This window comes from Pseudomonas sp. 2835 (genome assembly GCF_050435905.1).
Lineage (GTDB): Bacteria > Pseudomonadota > Gammaproteobacteria > Pseudomonadales > Pseudomonadaceae > Aquipseudomonas.
On sequence record NZ_JBNDLE010000012.1, the window covers coordinates 1 to 15,801 of the forward strand.

Consider the following 15,801-nt stretch of genomic DNA (forward strand, 5'->3'; position numbering starts at 1 on the left):
CACTCATAGCTCAGCTGGATAGAGTACTCGGCTACGAACCGAGCGGTCGGAGGTTCGAATCCTCCTGAGTGCACCATACGACGAAGCAGTTTTCAACTTGAATGCTGCTTCAGCTGCAACCAGAGGTGATCTGGTCCATCAAGCGCCAACCCTGCACTCATAGCTCAGCTGGATAGAGTACTCGGCTACGAACCGAGCGGTCGGAGGTTCGAATCCTCCTGAGTGCACCATACGACGAAGCAGTTTTCAGTTTGAAAGTTGCTTTAGCTGTAACCAGAGGTGATCTGGTTTATCAAGCGCCAACCTGCACTCATAGCTCAGCTGGATAGAGTACTCGGCTACGAACCGAGCGGTCGGAGGTTCGAATCCTCCTGAGTGCACCATACAACAGAAAGCCCGCCTATCAAGGCGGGCTTTTTGCTTTCCGGCATTCATCTCCCGGTAAGGCGTGATGAATACACTGCCATCGCTGCCGTGCCAGCCCCGCATTATTTTTTGCCGACCTCAATGTGTTTTATTTCGCGCAGATGCCGTCGCACTGTTGCCTGCATACGTTGTCACAAGTATGTCTCGCAAACGATTGTTCTAGCCGCGATTTTTTCAGCACCCTGACAGCTCAAGCGGTGTATGATTGCGCCCGTCAGCCCCGCCGGGGCTTGTGGAATACCACCATGGACTTACCCAGTAGTTACTCAATAGCAAGTTTTGCCAATCAAGAATTGACTGATTGATCTCCCGGCGTGCTCCGCTGCTGGGAGTGGAGTTCGCCTATGACTGAAGTAGAAGTAAAAAAGACGCAAGAAAGCCTGCAGGATCGCCTGGCCCAGGTGGTCGAACTGCTGCAGCGTCAACGCGTGGTCGAAGACCTGACCCACCGTCAGGAAGGTCATCACCATGACCTGGTAGAAAACCTCGTTCACCGCCAGAACCTGGTCGAGCTGCAACGCAAGCTCGACGACCTGCACTCCGCCGACGTTGCCTATATCCTCGAAGCCCTGCCACTGGACGATCGTCTGACCGTCTGGCAACTGGTCAAGGCCGAGCGCGATGGTGACATCCTCCTCGAAGTGTCCGACTCGGTCCGTGAGACCCTGATCGCCGACATGGACGATCACGAGCTGCTCGCCGCCGCCAAGGAAATGGACGCCGACGAACTGGCCGACCTGGCGCCCGAGCTGCCCCGTGACGTTGTCCACGAGCTGATGGAAAGCCTCGATGCCCAGCAGCGCGAACGCGTGCGTTCGGCCCTGAGCTACGATGAGGATCAAGTCGGTGCGCTGATGGACTTCGAGATGGTCACCATTCGCGAAGACGTCAGCCTCGAAGTGGTATTGCGCTACCTGCGCCGGCTCAAGGAACTGCCAGGCCACACCGACAAACTCTTCGTGGTCGACTACGACGGCATCCTCAAGGGCGTGCTGCCGATTAAGCGCTTGCTGGTCAACGACCCGGAGAAGAAAGTTGCCGAGGTCATGGCCAGCGATCCGGTGAGTTTCCACCCGGATGAAGACGCCTACGATGCCGCCCAGGCGTTCGAGCGTTACGACCTGATTTCCGCTCCGGTGGTAGACAAGAGCGATCGCCTGATCGGCCGTCTGACCATCGATGAAATGGTCGACCTGATTCGCGAAGAGAGCGAAAGCGAAGTGCTGAGCATGGCCGGTCTGCGCGAAGAAGAAGACATCTTCGCTTCGGTCTGGCGCTCGCTGCGCAACCGCTGGGCTTGGCTGGCGATCAACCTGATCACCGCCTTCGTCGCCTCGCGGGTGATCGGCCTGTTCGAAGGTTCGATTGAAAAGCTGGTGGCACTGGCGGCACTGATGCCGATCGTTGCCGGTATTGGCGGCAACTCCGGTAACCAGACCATCACCATGATCGTGCGTGCCATGGCTCTGGACCAGGTCAGCCCCGGCAACACCTCGCGGTTGATGCGCAAGGAGCTGGCGGTGTCGTTGATCAACGGCCTGATCTGGGGCGGGGTGATTGGTGTGGTTGCCTACCTGCTGTATGACAGCTGGTCGCTCGGCGTGGTAATGACCGGCGCCATGACCCTCAACCTGTTGCTGGCGGCGCTGATGGGGGTGTTGATCCCGATGACCCTGGTGCGTCTGGGGCGCGATCCGGCAATGGGCTCCAGCGTGATGATCACGGCGGTGACCGACAGTGGTGGCTTCTTCATCTTCCTGGGCCTGGCCACCATCTTCCTGCTCTGATTGAGCATCCGACAAAAAAACACCCCTCGCGAGGGGTGTTTTTTTTTGCCTGGCGTTTATTGCTCGGTGAGGTGCTCGATAAAGGTCGAGCCGCTGTAGCACTCGCGGAACAACCCGACCTGCACCAGGCGTGGCATCACCTGTTCAAGGAACAGGTGCACCGATTCCAGCGAGCCACCGGGCGCCGAGATAAAGCCATCGATGGCACCGGATGTAGCCCATTCGACAATGCTCTCGACGGCATCGTCCACTGTACCGATCACCTGCCAGTGTGCAGCCGAGATCACCTCTGGGCGCAGCAACAACTCATTGACCCGTAGCGATTCACGTTCGATCAGGCGTCGCAGCAGGTTGGTGTGGGTACGGCTGCCAGGATTGCTCACGGGCGCAGGCAGGTCAGCGGCGGTGATCGGGCGGTCTTCTGGCCATTGGCTGAGGTCGAGCCCGGTCATCTCCTTGATCGAGGCAAACTTGCGTGGCTTGTCGATGCGCGCGTGGGTGCACATGAACAACTCGCGGGCCTGTTCGCGGGTCTCGGCCAGGTACAGGCTCAGGCCGGGCAGCAGGCGAATGTCGGCCGGATCGCGGCCGTGTTTTTCAGCGCGGCGGGACAGGTCGTGACGCAGCTCGAGCGCGGCTTCGATATCCGGCGTGGGGGCGAATACCAGGTCGGCCACCGACGCGGCAAAGTCACGCCCCGAGTCCGAAGCGCCGGCCTGCACCAACGGGATTCGTGTATTGGCGTACACCGGCAGGTTGAGCGGACCCTTGACCTTCAGGTGATTACCGTCGTGATCGATCGGGCGAACCTGTGAGGCGTCGGCATAGCGGCCAGTACTGCGATCCAGTTTCAGTGCGTCGCTGGGGAAGCTTTCCCACAGCTGATGAACCACCTGGGTGAACTCCGCAGCCCGCTGGTAACGCTCGTCGGCGCTGGGCATCTCCGTCAGGCCGAAGTTCTCATGGCCTTGCAACGCGGTGACGATGTTCCAGCCGACCCGGCCCTTGCTGATCCAGTTCAACGACTGCAACTGGCGGGCGACCACATAGGGCGGCAGGAAGGTGATCGATACGGTCGAAACCAGGCCGATCTTCGAGGTGTGCTGGGCGACTGCGGCGAGCAGGATGCTCGGGTCGAGGCTGGCGAAGCCCGAACCGTTTTCGAGCATTTCCGGCACCAGGGCATGAACATCGGGGCGAAAGACGAAGTCCAGGTGCGCAGCTTCGGCGCGCTTGGCCAGGTCGATCGCAAACTCGGCGGTGAAAATACCTTCGATATTGCTGTTCTCGCGCCGCCAGCCATCGCCACTCAACCAGGTGGGTGCCAGTGACAGGCCAATGTGCAGGCGCTTGGGGGTAGTCATCCTTGGGGTTCTCCTCGTTATCAGTGGGTAGGCTCAGAACGCGCCCTTGACGCCGACGCCAACCATGCGCGGCAGGGTCATGCTTGCCTCGGTGCCGCCGATGCCACGGTTCTGCTGCATATAGGTGGGGGAGCGGTCGTCGAACACGTTCTTCACGTAGCCGTACAGCTGCACCTGTTTGTTGAACTGGTAACTCATCCGTGCATCGGTGAGGGTGTAGGGCTTCACCGAGTAGGACGAAGTGTTGGCGGTGTCGGAGTAATAGCCATCAAGGTGACGGACCTGGACGTTGAGGTTGAGCTTGTCGGTGATGTCCCAGCTTGGGCCGAAGCTCAGGGTGTAGCCTGGCGAGCGGGCGAACTCGTTGGCCTGGTAGTCGGCGTTGCTGGAGATCTTGTCGATGCGTGTACGCAAGGCGCCGGCACTGGCCTTGAGGGTCAGGTTGTCGAGCACGCGGTAGTCGGCACCCAGTTCCAGACCATAAGCGTGGGCTTTTTCGGCGTTGATGGTGTAGGACTGGGCGACACCCGGGGAAATCACCACCGGAATGTTGTACTGGGCGTCCTTGAAGTCCATGTAGAACAGGTTGCTGCTGAGGATGAGGCGGTCGTCGAGCAGGTTGGCGCGGCTGAACAGCTCATAGTTCCAGATCGACTCTTCCTTGAAGTACGCCCATTGCCGGGTGGTCAGGTTGAGCGACACGCCACCGGGGTTGTAACCCCGGCTGACCAGGGCGCCGATGGTCCAGTCCGGCGTCGCGGCGTAAGCCAGTGAGACCTTGGGCAGCAGGGCGGAGAAGGTTTTCTCGTAGTCCAGTGCTGTCGGTGCCAGCACCGAGTTGCCCTGGCGCTCGATGTGATCCTGCTGAAAGCGCAGGCCGGTGCTCAGGGTCCAGCGTTCACTCAGGCGGTAGTTCAGTTCGCCGAAGATGCCGAGGTTCTCCTTGGTGTCATCGAAGGCCGAGAGCCCGCGCAGGTTCAGGGTTTCGTCGGTCTTGGTGTGGGCGTAGTAGATGCCGCCCATACCGCTGACGGTATCCAGGGCATCGCCGAAAACGATGCGCGATTCGTTGGAGGCGTTTTTCTGCTTGATATCGGCGTCGCCTTCGCCGGCAATGCCGGTGAACCGCTGCACGTTGGACAGCGAGTATTGCGCCTGGTTGAACAGCTTGATGCCGTTGTCGAAGTCATAGCTGACATCCAGCACGCTGGTGTTGGTGTCCTGCTCCCAGCTGGGCATGGTGGTGGTGTCGTGGTCGAGCTTGTGGAAGGGCGCCGAGGCGGCCTCCTGGCTCGGACGGTTGCTGTCGTTGTGCGCGAAGGTGTACTTGGCCTCAAGGCCCGGCAGCGACTCGGGCACCCACAGCAGCTTGGCCCGGGCGGTGACGGCACGGAAGTTCTGGTCGGCCTTGCCGCGCTGGAACCTGGGGTTGTCGTAATCGATGAAGGTGTCGCGCGCCGAGTAGTCCACCGCCAGGCGGCCGGCCAGTTCGTTGCCCGTCAACGGGCCGGAAACAGCCACCGAGCTGCGCTTGGCGTCATAACTACCGACCTCGGTCTGGTAGGCGGCTTCGGGCGTGAAGGTCGGATCCTTGGTGTTGACAATGATTGCGCCGGCAATGGCGTTGGCCCCTTGCGAGGTGGTCTGCGGGCCACGGAACACTTCGATGCTGTCGATATCCCAGACCGAGGTGGCGCCAAAGAACATCTCGTTGTAATTCAGGTAATGGCCGTCGAGGTTGATCGTCGCCCGTGGCACGGTGCCGCCCCAGAACACGTTCTGGCCGTTGTTCGGGCCCTGGGTGTCCTGGCCGCGGATGATCGGCGCGCCGATCGAGTCGGTGTAGATCACGTTGGGCACATCATTGAGTACTTCGGCCACCGAGGCGCTGCCGGTCTTTTCCTTGTCGATCTCCTTGGCGGTCTTGATCGATACCGACGAGGCCGTGTCTTTGAGTTCGCGTTCGAGCTTTTCACCGGTGACGATGATCGGCTCGAAAACAATGCCTGGCTTGTCGCCATTAACCTCGGGTTGCCCGAAGGCGTAGGGCGATGCCAGCAATGTCGAGAGAGTGAACACACTAAAGCCTTGGCGCAGTGTGCGATGTGAATGTGACTTCAAGATGCCCCCAAATGAGAATGATCCTCTTTCCCGTTCGAGGGTAGCACGGTGCTATTGCGTTCCTCAATAAAGAATTCATTCCACAAAATGGCAATAGGTGCGGCTTCAGGGAATCGGTATCATGGCCGCCAACAAGCGCGACCGTGCGCGCCGGCGAGGAGAGCGAAGAATTGAACAACGAGATGAGCGCCCTGGATGAAGAGGCGCAAGCAGCCCCGCATAAGCGCTCCGGCACCATTCAGTCGGTGTCGATTGCGGTGCGTTTTCTTCAGGTGCTGGCCAATGCCGAGAGTGAGCTGGCGCTGGGGGAGGTCGCTCGGCGCACCGCCACCGGGGGTTCGACCGCGCATCGATACCTGCAGAGCCTGGTCAAGGAAGGTCTGGCCAAGCAGGACCCGGCCAGTGGCCTTTATGACCTGGGGCCGGCAGCGCTGAACATCGGCATCAGCGCCTTGAAGCGCGTCGATGCGGTGGATATTGCCGCCCAGCATATGAAGTCCCTGGCCCAGCAGCATGCCGCCAGCGGCGGGGTGGCGATCTGGACCGATCGCGGCCCGACCCTGGTGCGCTGGTACCGTAGCGCGTACTTCTCGATCAACCCGCTGGCCCTGGGCGACATCCTGCCGATCGACAACACCGCGTGCGGTCTGGTGTTCCAGGCGTTCCTGCCGAAAGCTGTGATCGATGCCGCGCGCAAGCAGCAGCCCGCGCATTTTCGTGGTACGCCGCCGAACAAGGCGTTGCTCGATGAAGTGCGCAATTGCCGCTGGGCCGAGCTGACCAGCCATCTGCTCTCCAATGTCACCGGCCAGGCGGCGCCGGTGTTCGATGCCCAACAGGAAATCGTCTGCGTTATGACCACGGTCACTGACCTTGGCCAGCTAAAGACAGCAGAGGATCGCGACGTCTTGCACCGCGAGGCGGGCCTGGTCAACCAGGCCACCGGCGGGCGGATTTTCGCTCAGCGTGGCTGAGCCTGGCGCCCCTTGGGCACCACCAGCGGCGTGCCGCTGACCGGGTCGGCAATGATCACTGCCGGCAGGCCGAATACCTCTTGCACCAGCGCCTCGGTGAAAATCTCCCCGGGCGCCCCCTGGGCCAGCACCGCGCCGTCGCGCATGGCGATCAGGTGCGTGGCGTAGCGGCAGGCCTGGTTGAGGTCGTGCAGCACCGCCACGATGGTCCGGCCCTGGCGATTGAGGTCGCTGAGCAGCTCGAGCAATTCGATCTGGTGGGCGATGTCGAGAAAGGTGGTGGGTTCATCGAGCAGCAGGATCGGTGTTTCCTGCGCCAGCACCATGGCAATCCAGACTCGCTGGCGCTGGCCGCCAGAAAGTTCATCAAGCACTCGATTGGCCAGCGCGCTGACCTGGGTGGCGGCCATAGCGGCGTTGACCGCCTGTTCATCGGCTGCCGACCATTGGCGCAAGAATGACTGATGAGGAAAGCGCCCGCGTGCCACCAGGTCGGCAACCGTAATCCCTTCCGGGGCCGTGGCGCTTTGCGGCAGCAGGCCAAGGCGCCGGGCGACCTCTTTGGCAGCAAGCGCGGTGATGCTCTTGCCGTCGAGCACCACGCGCCCATGGGCAGGGGCCAACAGCCGCGACAAGGCGCGAAGCAGGGTCGATTTACCGCAGGCATTGGGCCCGACGATGACCGTAAAAGAGCCGTCGGGAATGGCGATGGAGAGGTCGCTGGAGATGGTGCGCTGGTCGTAACGCAGCGTCACGGCGTCAGCATGCAGGCGATGCGTCATGTTTGGCCTTTCCTTGCTGGCAGCTCGGTGGCGAGTATTGCATGTGCAGAATTAATTCTGCAATATGGAATGCGATTGCATCGCATCCACGTTTAGACGAGCCTGTGCCCGTTCTCGAACCCTTCCTGCCGCCCTTGTAGCAAAAGACAGATTGCCGATGAAAAAGCCCACCTTCGCGCCAATGCTTGCCGTTGCGGCACTGATCCTGCTTGCCTGCAGCGCTGTAGGGCCGAGCCCGGCCAGCGCCGCCGGCGAGCCCGGTAAACCGCTGCGCATTGCTTCGACTTCGCCGAGTGTCACCGGCATCCTGCTGGCCATGGATGCGCCACTGGTTGCCACCGCCGCCACCACGCCGAGCCGGATGACCGACAGCAAGGGCTTTTTCAGCCAGTGGGCGGCCGTTGCGGACCAGCGCAAGGTCGAGGTGCTGTACCCCAACCTGGTGTTCGATATCGAGTCGGTGATCGGCGTCAACCCTGACCTGCTGGTACTGGCCGCCACCGGCGCCGATAGCGTCGTTCAGCACCAGGCCGAGCTAGAGGCCCAGGGCATCGCTACCGTGGTGGTCAATTACTCGAACCAGAGCTGGCAACAGATCGCCACCCGCCTTGGCCAGGCAGCCGGGCTGCAGGCGCAGGCGGCAGCGGCGATCAAGGATTTTGACGACTACACCGCCCGCGCCGCTGCCACGATCAAAGCGCCTGCGGGCGGGGTGAGTATCGTTGGCTACAACATTGGCGGCAGCTATTCCGTCGGCCGTGCTTCCAGCCCGCAAGCCAGGCTGTTCTCGGCGCTCGGGGTCAAGGTTGCGAGCCTGCCGCTGGCCCTTAGTGGTGAGGTCACCCGCGCCGTCGACTTCGAGTTTATCTCCCGCGAAAACCTTTCGGCGGCCATCACCGGTGAAAGCGTGTTCCTGCTGGGGGGCACCGATGACGATGTGCAGGCGTTTGTTGCCGACCCGCTGCTGGCCAACCTGCCTGCGGTGGTGCAGAAAAAGGTCTACGCCCTGGGGCCGACCTCATTCCGTATCGATTACTACTCTGGCCGGCAGATGATCGATACCGTCGTCCGGCACCTGCGCTGAGTGATGGCGATTGCAGCGTTGCCCGCCATGGCTTTCAACCGGCGCCGGCACATGCGCGCATCGGGGCTGCTGCTTGGCCTGGGCGTGCTTGCGCTGGTCGCCGCCTGTAGCTTGCTGATCGGCTCGCGCGCCATCGCGCTGGGCGAAATTGCCGATGCCTTCCTGGCTTATGACCCACAGAACAATCAGCACCTGGTAATCCGTGAGCTGCGGATTCCGCGCACGCTGGTGGCGATTCTGGCAGGCCTGGCCCTGGGCGTGGCCGGGGCCCTGATGCAGGCGCTGACGCGTAACCCGCTGGCCGAACCCGGGCTGCTGGGCATCAATGCTGGCGCGGCGCTGGCAGTGATCATCGGCGTGACCCTGTTCAAGCTGGTAAGCATTGTCGAGTATGTCGGCTTTGCATTCGTCGGCGCCGGGCTGGCCGGGGTTGCCGTGTGCGTCCTGGGCCAGGCCCACGAGACCGGGACCAATCCGGTGCGCCTGGTGCTGGCCGGGGCGGGGATGTCGGTAATGCTGGCGTCGATTACCGGCATCATCCTGCTCAATGCCCCGCTTGAAGTATTCGACGCCTTTCGCAAGTGGTCGGCTGGCTCGGTCGAGGGCAGCGGCTTTCAGACCCTTGGCGTGCTGACGGTGGTCGTTGCCGGTGGGCTGGCGCTGGCCATCGCGATTGTCGGCAACCTCAACGCCATGGCCCTGGGCACTGACCTTGGTCAGGCCCTGGGCGTCAATCTGCGTGCAACCTGGCTGCTCGCCTGCCTGGCGGTGATGCTGCTGGCCGGGGCGGCAACGGCGGCTGCCGGGCCGATCGGCTTCGTCGGCCTGGTCGCGCCGCACCTGGCGCGTCGGCTGGTGGGGCCGGACTACCGCTGGATCGTGCCCTATGCCGGGCTGCTGGCGGCGATCCTGCTGCTGGGCGCTGATGTGATCGGCCGCATGGTCGCGGCGCCGGCGGAAGTTGGCGCCGGAATCATTGCCCTGCTGATCGGCGGGCCGTTCTTCATCGTCATCGTGCGCAGGTTTCGGATGAGCCGGTCATGACCGGCGTGGTGCTGCGCCTGGGCAGCTACTCGTTGCGCTGGCGACCGCGGGTTGCCGTGGTGTGTACGGTGCTGGCGCTGTTGGCCGCAGGGCTGGCGATCATGTTGCTGGGAGTAGGATCGTTGTCGCTGACACCCGGCCAGGTGTTCGACAGCCTGTTCGCCAGTGGTGGCAACCCGACCGCCGACCGGGTGATCCAGCGGGTTCGCTTGCCGCGGGTACTGACGGCGCTGCTGGTGGGCGGTGCGCTGGGCATGGCCGGCTCGATCTTCCAGTCGATCTCGCGCAACGCCCTCGGCTCACCGGATGTCATCGGCTTTACCACCGGTGCTGCCAGCGGCGCCATCGTGCAGATCATCCTGTTCGATGCCGGCCCCCTGGGCACCTCGCTGGCCGCCGTGCTGGCGGGAGTGGGCACCGCCTTGCTGGTGTTCGTGCTGTCGATGCGCGGGCGCAGCACCGGCGGCTATCGCCTGGTGCTGGTGGGGATTGGCGTCGGTGCGATGCTCTCAGGGCTGAACACTGTACTGCTGGTGATGGGCGACCTCGACCGGGCGATGTCGGCGCAAATCTGGCTGGCCGGTTCGCTCAATACACGGACCTGGTCCCACGTGTTGCCGGCGGCGCTGGGCTTGCTCGCCATCGTGCCTGTGGTGATTGGCCATGCGCGGCACATCGACCTGCTTGAAATGGGTGATGACAGTGCCAGTCAGCTCGGTATTGCCCCGGAACGTACGCGGCTGATCATGGTCTTGGCGGCTGTGGGCTTGACCGCAATTGCCACCGCAGCCGCCGGGCCCATCGCCTTTGTCGCCCTGGCTGCCCCGCAACTGGCCAGGCGTTTGACCGCTGCACCAGAAGTGCCGCTGTTGTCTGGCGCGTTGATGGGCGCGGTGTTGTTGCTGGTGGCCGACCTGATCAGTCAGCGCCTGGCCTTCAACCTCAACTTGCCCATCGGCCTGACCACGGGGCTGCTCGGTGGCTTCTACTTGCTCTGGTTGCTGTCGCGCAGCAAACGGGTTTGATCCAGGCAATAAAAAAGGCCAATGCACGGGCATTGGCCTTGAGTGATTGAGCCACGGAATCAGGAAGCGTCAGCTGCCATCTCGGCGTCATGGGCAATCAACGACACCAGCGCGTTCTGCTGGCGATGGGAAAGCTGGCGGAAGCGTTGCAACAGTTCGCGTTCGTGCAGGGACAGTTCCGGGCTGTCCAGACGCATGCTCAGTTCTTCACCCAGCGCACCTTCCTGAATAAGGCTCTGCTCCAGGCGAGCGATGATTTCCGAGTTCATGCTGCGGTGGTGGTTGCGCGCTACCTCGGCAATGCGCTCACGCATTCCGTCGGGGAGGCGGACGACGAACTTGTCAGCGGTGCGGCTTGAGTAAATAGCCTGTTTCATTGGGCGCATATAATTGACCGGTTTTAGTTCAGGGGGAAGCGGTTCTCGAAATTGGCCGCACGATGTCACTACGACCATCCCGGCGTCAAAATGTTCAACCTGAATTGTGAATGAGGCGTGAATCATGCCTCATTATCGCCGGTTCCTTGGCGTCAATTCTGTGACAAATATTGAACCGGATAAAGGCGTTTTGCCAGTACCAATTATCAGAAATGAGTACTGGTTTGAAAAGTTTTCATTTTCTCTTTTTCCGGTCCTGCAGACCTTCGTCGGCAACGGCATGCAACAGGCAGAAAAGGCCATGGAAAGCGTCTAGAATGCGCGGGCTTTCCTACCATTGAGCATAGTGGCTATGCAGCATGACGCAAGCGCGACGCGGCGTACAGCGAACCCGGGTCGTCTGGTCTACCTGATGGGACCCTCGGGTGCCGGAAAAGATTCCCTGATCGATGCGGCGCGCGCTGAACTGCAGCGGCTGAACGTGCTTATCGCCAGGCGCGTGATCACCCGTTCGGCCGAGGCCAAAGGGGAGGATGCCGTCGGTGTTTCCCTCGTTGAGTTCCAGCGCCTGAGCGCAGAGGGCGCCTTTGCCCTGCAGTGGCAGGCCAATGGCCTGGCTTATGGCATTCCTGTGCAGATCGATACCTGGCTGGCTGAAGGGCACGGGGTCCTGGTCAACGGCTCGCGCGCGCATCTGCAGCAGGCGCGTGAACGCTATCCCGACCTGTTGCCGGTGCTGCTGCGGGTCGACCATCACGTACTGCGCCAGCGCCTGCTGGATCGCGGCCGGGAAACTGCGCAAGACATCGAACAGCGCCTGGCGCGGGCGCAGCAGGTGAGGGTAGAAGAAGGCGAGGTGCAAGTGCTGGACAACTCCAGCTCGCTGGACGAGGCGGTGCAGCGCTTGCTTGGGCTGTTGCGCGAACAGGGTGTGCCTGGCCTGGGTTGAAGCCTAGAACGCCAGCCGTTCGCTGCTTGCAAGCGGTGCGCTTTGCACTTGCGCAGCCTGTGCGCCGAACACGGCCAGTTGCGCTTTCATCGCCGGTGCCGCATGGGCTTGTGCCGCAGTGGCGATGCTGTCGGGTTGCACGACCAGGCCAACCAGGGCGGCCAGGGCCAGGGCATTGAGCAGAAGCAGGGTGCTGTTCATGGACATACTCCGCAAAGGCGGGGCGGGGCCCCGAGCCACGTGTCATGAACTAGATAATGCACACTGCATGCCAGCCTCTTTATCGTGATTTACCCTTTAAAATCATAGGCTTAGGCTGGTTTTTTGTGCGCTTTTGCGTGCAATCTGCAATGATGGCTGACTGCCTCATTGCAGATTGCACGATCCGTTGAAAAACCCACAGGCAAAAAGCCCCACGGATGACATGACAAATGCCGGCCTGCTGGTTAACATGCACGCCGTCCTTGCCGCGCGACGCCCGTTGCCGGTTCTGTGTCTCAGTAGCTCAATTGGATAGAGCATCCCCCTCCTAAGGGGAAGGTTGGCAGTTCGAACCTGCCCTGGGACACCATATTTTACTGGGCATATCCTTCTTCGCCTGGGTTGACGCCCCTAGCAGTACCAGCAAAGTACCAGCACCTGAAACGCCGAATTTCTGTTAACTGCGGCGGGAGTAATAGGCTTTTTCTCAAGGAGCTTCAAATGGATTGGGCGTTTTGGCAGCCTCAGATCGTAGGGTTTGGGGGGCTTCTGGGCACTTTGGTAACTGCGGTTGCAACCTTTTTCTTGTGGCGAGTTACGCGAACGCTTGCGCGTGAAACTACCAGGATGGCAGAGTCGTCTAATCAGCCTCATGTTGTCGCAACGCTTAACTCGAACCGGTGGTCGACACGTCATTTTGACCTCAGTGTGGATAACACTGGTAACGCCCCTGCATACGATATAAAGGTATCCTTTTCGCCTCCCTTGCCAAATGGAGAGGCGAGAGATGCCGACAGAACGATCCCGTTCCAAAATGTGAGCGTGTTGAAGCCAGGGCAAGGCTTAAGCAGCTATGTCGCTGACTACAAATCATTGGAGAACAAGTCCTTCTTTGTTGAGATCTCTTGGCTGAAAAACTCTGCTGCGCCAGAGCGCCAAACTAATAGCTATACGCTGAATTTTGCGGATTTTGAAGGCATTGTCCGTATAGGCGAAGACCCTGTCGTAAAAATGTCGCGCCATCTAGAAAAGCTGGAAAAAGATCTTGCTCTGCTTGCTGAAGGGCGGCGTCATCTCCAAATCGATGTGCATAGCACTACAGCCAGTCAAGATGAGCATTGACCTGCTAACAATCATTAGTTTGGAGTGGAGAGGGTGTCCTCAAATCTGAGGACACTCCAAACGGGTCATCAAGTCCGAGTCGGGCGATTTGGTCTGTCTCACGCCTTCCCGGTCTTGCACATCAGCTCGATCCGCCGGCGGCGAGCATCCGGCAGCACGGCGGTGATCTCGTACACTTTCGCCCCTTCCCATATGCGCCAGCTCGACACCAGGTCGTCTCGGTACCGGATGCGAATGCGGAAGACGGTCTGTGACTGGGGCGCCTGAGTGGCCATGAACTCGCTGCCGCTGATGCTCTCGATATCGGCCCACTCCCGGCTCACTGGCTCCCAAGTGCGGATGAAAGCCCCTGAAAATGAAAAGACTAATCATCGCTGCGCTCGGGATTCTATCGTTGATTCAGGCATCCGCGTCCTTGGCGGATAATGCCAATGGCAAACAGCTCTTTTTGCAACGATGCGCCATGTGCCATGGGGCAGACATCAAGGGGACCGGGCCCTTGGCGAATAAAAGCAACCCGCCCACCCCTGATCTGACCACCTCGGCCTTCAAGAAACGCTTGAAAGACTACCCGGGCGTTATCGTCTCATCGGTAATACTTCGCCCCAACGGCGACTTGATCCCCAGAACGCTGCGCGAGAATGGTGTGAAGGTGGCGCCGTACGCTTGGCGAGTTCAGGATTTTCGCGATTTGAATCAATACATGAGTGCGGTGATTGGCAACACTCGATGATGCCTGGTGTCAGGCCGCAGCAACAGCTGCGGCCTGGGATCTACCAATCCTGGCGCAACGGCAACGGTCCTTCATGGGATGCAAATGACGGCAGCACTTCTTCTGCCAGCTCCTGAATCACCTCCGCCGCCGGGCGCTGGCAAAACTGAATGCCCAGTGCCGCATGATTGACCCCCGCATCCTGCCATTCCCCGAGCAGATCAATCAGCCCCTTGCGCCCGGTCCTCAGCACGTAGCCGCCCTGCATCGCCGTGCGCGGAAAATCGGGGTTGGCGTCCAGATCGATCCACTCGTTGGTCACGTGCGGGCGAAAGCCACCGCCGGGAATGCAGTCGCGCCAGGCGCGGATTTTCTCGGCCAGGCGCCGGGGGCCGAGGATGTTCTCGGTCGCATCCGGGAAGGTCAGCCAGCCATCGGCCTGTTCGCCCAGCCACTGCATGGACTGGCGCGAGCTGCCGGTGACCAGCAGCGGGATGGCGCCGCCGACGGGCTTGGGCAGCAGTTGCGCGCCGCTCAGTTGCCCCATTACTGATTCGATCGGTTGCTCGCCAGCCTGCAACAGTTGGCGAAAGTAGCCCACGGCCTCGGCAAAGCGTTCACCGCGTTGACTGTGTTCCAGGCCATAGGCAGGAAACTCCACCGGCCGGTCGCCAGAGGCGATGCCCATCACCAGGCGCCCGCCTGAAAGCTGGTCGATGCTGGCGGCGGCCTTGGCCAGGTCGATCGGGTGGCGCAAGGCGAAGATCGCGCTGCCCGTGGCCAGGGCGATGCGCCGGGTGTGTGCGGCCAGGTAGCTCAAGTAGGCAAAGGGGTCGAACAACTGGCCGGCATCGCCAAAGTGCGGATCGTACAGCGGCACATCGCGCACCCAGACGCCGGCAAAGCCCAGGCGGTCGATTTCGCTGACCAGTGCCGCCTGGCCATTGAGCACCGCCATGTCACCACGGTAGAAACGCAGTGGCAGGAAGATGCCCAGGGTCAGGCGATCGGCGGCGAACATGCGTCGATAGCCGGGGTGGTGGGCGAAGGCGTGGGCGCTGGCGCCCTTCAGGGTTGGGTTCATCGGTTAATTCCTTTTAGTCCTTCAGGGGCCGGTAGCGGGGGCGGGCAAGCGGATGCCGCGCTGCACGGCAGGGCGTTGACTGACGCGTTCATGCCAGGCGCTCAGATGCCGGTACTGGCCGAAGTCAAAGCCGATGATCCGGGCGATATGGGTCCAGCCGAAGGTGGCAATGTCGGCGATCGAGTAACTGCTGCCCGCCAGCCAGGGCCGGTCGGTCAGGCGCTGGTCGAGGGTGCTGAACACCTCTTCGCTCAGGCGCCGGTAGCGGGCGATGGCTTCGGGGCAGGGCTGTTCGGCGAACCGTTCGAAGTGCACGCGCTGACCCAAAATCGGCCCCATGCTCGCCGCGTGAAACTGCAACCAGGTGATGGCCGCCCAGCGTTCACGGGGGGAATCCGGCAGCAGGCGTGCGCTCTTGTCGGCCAGGTATAAAAGGATCGACGCTGACTCGAACAGGGTGATATCGCGCTCGGGATCAACCAGCACCGGAATGCGGCCATGAGGGTTGAGTGCGAGAAACTCAGGCAGGCGATGCTCGCCATGGTCGATCTGTACATGCTTGAGGGTGTAGGGCAGCCCCAGCTCCTCGAGGGCGATGGTGATCTTGAAGCCATTAGGTGAGCTATCGCTATACAGAATCAGCGGCATGGGCTTTCTCTTCAGGAGTGATCAGAGACGGGCTATGCTAGGCGGAGCCTGGGCTGCTTGAAAAACGATCAATCCTGCGCTTTGGCGATAGTTTTTCTAAA

Annotated in this window: 17 protein-coding genes and 3 tRNA genes; 12 read left to right on the plus strand and 8 right to left on the minus strand. The window is 61.3% G+C overall.

The features are described from left to right. Positions 1-153: 153 nt before the first annotated feature. The 3 genes from ABIE20_RS17570 to mgtE all read left to right on the plus strand — a co-directional run bounded on the left by ABIE20_RS17570 (position 154) and on the right by mgtE (position 2,213). Positions 154-230: transfer RNA gene (locus tag ABIE20_RS17570), tRNA-Arg, on the plus strand. A gap of 76 nt (positions 231-306) precedes the next feature. Next, a tRNA-Arg gene (locus ABIE20_RS17575) sits at positions 307-383 on the plus strand. A gap of 387 nt (positions 384-770) precedes the next feature. Further along, a complete protein-coding gene (mgtE, locus tag ABIE20_RS17580; protein ID WP_045200179.1) occupies positions 771-2,213 on the plus strand; it encodes a magnesium transporter in 1,443 nt (480 codons plus the stop codon). 56 nt (positions 2,214-2,269) lie between these two features. Here the strand turns inward: mgtE and ABIE20_RS17585 are convergent, their stop codons facing one another. Both ABIE20_RS17585 and ABIE20_RS17590 read right to left on the minus strand, forming a co-directional pair. Continuing rightward, positions 2,270-3,577, minus strand: a complete 1,308-nt coding sequence (locus ABIE20_RS17585) for an NtaA/DmoA family FMN-dependent monooxygenase (RefSeq protein WP_429506231.1) — start codon at positions 3,575-3,577, stop codon at positions 2,270-2,272. A 33-nt stretch (positions 3,578-3,610) separates the two neighbouring features. Then, the gene (locus tag ABIE20_RS17590; protein ID WP_429506233.1) at positions 3,611-5,698 is read right to left on the minus strand and encodes a TonB-dependent receptor; all 2,088 of its coding nucleotides are present in this window, start codon (positions 5,696-5,698) and stop codon (positions 3,611-3,613) included. A 182-nt stretch (positions 5,699-5,880) separates the two neighbouring features. Here ABIE20_RS17590 and ABIE20_RS17595 point away from each other — a divergent pair, with 182 nt between their 5' ends. After that, positions 5,881-6,672, plus strand: coding sequence for an IclR family transcriptional regulator (locus ABIE20_RS17595; RefSeq protein WP_429506391.1), 792 nt, complete (start codon positions 5,881-5,883; stop codon positions 6,670-6,672). On the opposite strand, the gene ABIE20_RS17600 is transcribed toward ABIE20_RS17595, so the two are convergent. Beyond that, complete coding sequence (locus tag ABIE20_RS17600; protein ID WP_429506235.1) at positions 6,660-7,454, minus strand: ABC transporter ATP-binding protein; 795 nt, start codon at positions 7,452-7,454, stop codon at positions 6,660-6,662. The genes ABIE20_RS17595 and ABIE20_RS17600 overlap by 13 nt on opposite strands. 157 nt (positions 7,455-7,611) lie before the next feature. Between ABIE20_RS17600 and fepB the strand changes: the two genes are divergently transcribed. From fepB to ABIE20_RS17615, 3 genes are read left to right on the plus strand one after another with little or no spacing between them, the layout of a single operon-like run. Then, positions 7,612-8,538, plus strand: a complete 927-nt coding sequence (gene fepB / locus ABIE20_RS17605) for a Fe2+-enterobactin ABC transporter substrate-binding protein (RefSeq protein WP_429506237.1) — start codon at positions 7,612-7,614, stop codon at positions 8,536-8,538. 3 nt (positions 8,539-8,541) lie between these two features. Next, positions 8,542-9,582 (plus strand): FecCD family ABC transporter permease, encoded by a 1,041-nt coding sequence (locus ABIE20_RS17610; RefSeq protein ID WP_429506239.1) that lies wholly within the window; start codon positions 8,542-8,544, stop codon positions 9,580-9,582. Further along, the gene (locus ABIE20_RS17615; RefSeq protein WP_429506241.1) at positions 9,579-10,607 is read left to right on the plus strand and encodes a FecCD family ABC transporter permease; all 1,029 of its coding nucleotides are present in this window, start codon (positions 9,579-9,581) and stop codon (positions 10,605-10,607) included. The genes ABIE20_RS17610 and ABIE20_RS17615 overlap by 4 nt, the downstream gene beginning before the upstream one ends. A 59-nt stretch (positions 10,608-10,666) precedes the next feature. Here ABIE20_RS17615 and ABIE20_RS17620 read toward each other — a convergent pair whose 3' ends face one another. Continuing rightward, positions 10,667-10,993 carry an Arc family DNA-binding protein gene (locus tag ABIE20_RS17620; RefSeq protein ID WP_010226671.1) on the minus strand — a complete coding sequence of 109 codons (327 nt, stop codon included), beginning with the start codon at positions 10,991-10,993 and terminating at the stop codon, positions 10,667-10,669. 115 nt (positions 10,994-11,108) lie between these two features. Here ABIE20_RS17620 and ABIE20_RS17625 point away from each other — a divergent pair, with 115 nt between their 5' ends. Then, complete coding sequence (locus ABIE20_RS17625; RefSeq protein ID WP_429506397.1) at positions 11,109-11,300, plus strand: hypothetical protein; 192 nt, start codon at positions 11,109-11,111, stop codon at positions 11,298-11,300. Positions 11,301-11,336: 36 nt separating this feature from the next. Beyond that, positions 11,337-11,933, plus strand: coding sequence for a phosphonate metabolism protein/1,5-bisphosphokinase (PRPP-forming) PhnN (gene phnN, locus ABIE20_RS17630; RefSeq protein WP_429506243.1), 597 nt, complete (start codon positions 11,337-11,339; stop codon positions 11,931-11,933). A gap of 3 nt (positions 11,934-11,936) precedes the next feature. On the opposite strand, the gene ABIE20_RS17635 is transcribed toward phnN, so the two are convergent. Beyond that, positions 11,937-12,134: a hypothetical protein gene (locus ABIE20_RS17635; RefSeq protein ID WP_258610083.1), complete on the minus strand. Its 198-nt coding sequence runs from the start codon at positions 12,132-12,134 to the stop codon at positions 11,937-11,939. A gap of 293 nt (positions 12,135-12,427) precedes the next feature. Between ABIE20_RS17635 and ABIE20_RS17640 the strand changes: the two genes are divergently transcribed. Both ABIE20_RS17640 and ABIE20_RS17645 read left to right on the plus strand, forming a co-directional pair. Next, positions 12,428-12,504: transfer RNA gene (locus tag ABIE20_RS17640), tRNA-Arg, on the plus strand. A gap of 131 nt (positions 12,505-12,635) precedes the next feature. Next, the gene (locus ABIE20_RS17645; protein WP_429506245.1) at positions 12,636-13,256 is read left to right on the plus strand and encodes a hypothetical protein; all 621 of its coding nucleotides are present in this window, start codon (positions 12,636-12,638) and stop codon (positions 13,254-13,256) included. Between the two features lie 98 nt (positions 13,257-13,354). On the opposite strand, the gene ABIE20_RS17650 is transcribed toward ABIE20_RS17645, so the two are convergent. After that, complete coding sequence (locus ABIE20_RS17650) at positions 13,355-13,579, minus strand: phage head closure protein (RefSeq protein ID WP_195883358.1); 225 nt, start codon at positions 13,577-13,579, stop codon at positions 13,355-13,357. A gap of 32 nt (positions 13,580-13,611) precedes the next feature. Here ABIE20_RS17650 and ABIE20_RS17655 point away from each other — a divergent pair, with 32 nt between their 5' ends. Continuing rightward, positions 13,612-13,989 carry a cytochrome c gene (locus ABIE20_RS17655; protein ID WP_195883359.1) on the plus strand — a complete coding sequence of 126 codons (378 nt, stop codon included), beginning with the start codon at positions 13,612-13,614 and terminating at the stop codon, positions 13,987-13,989. Positions 13,990-14,029: 40 nt separating this feature from the next. Here the strand turns inward: ABIE20_RS17655 and ABIE20_RS17660 are convergent, their stop codons facing one another. Then, positions 14,030-15,052, minus strand: coding sequence for an LLM class oxidoreductase (locus ABIE20_RS17660; protein ID WP_429506246.1), 1,023 nt, complete (start codon positions 15,050-15,052; stop codon positions 14,030-14,032). Positions 15,053-15,073: 21 nt separating this feature from the next. After that, positions 15,074-15,700, minus strand: coding sequence for a glutathione S-transferase family protein (locus tag ABIE20_RS17665; protein ID WP_429506247.1), 627 nt, complete (start codon positions 15,698-15,700; stop codon positions 15,074-15,076). Positions 15,701-15,801: the final 101 nt, after the last annotated feature.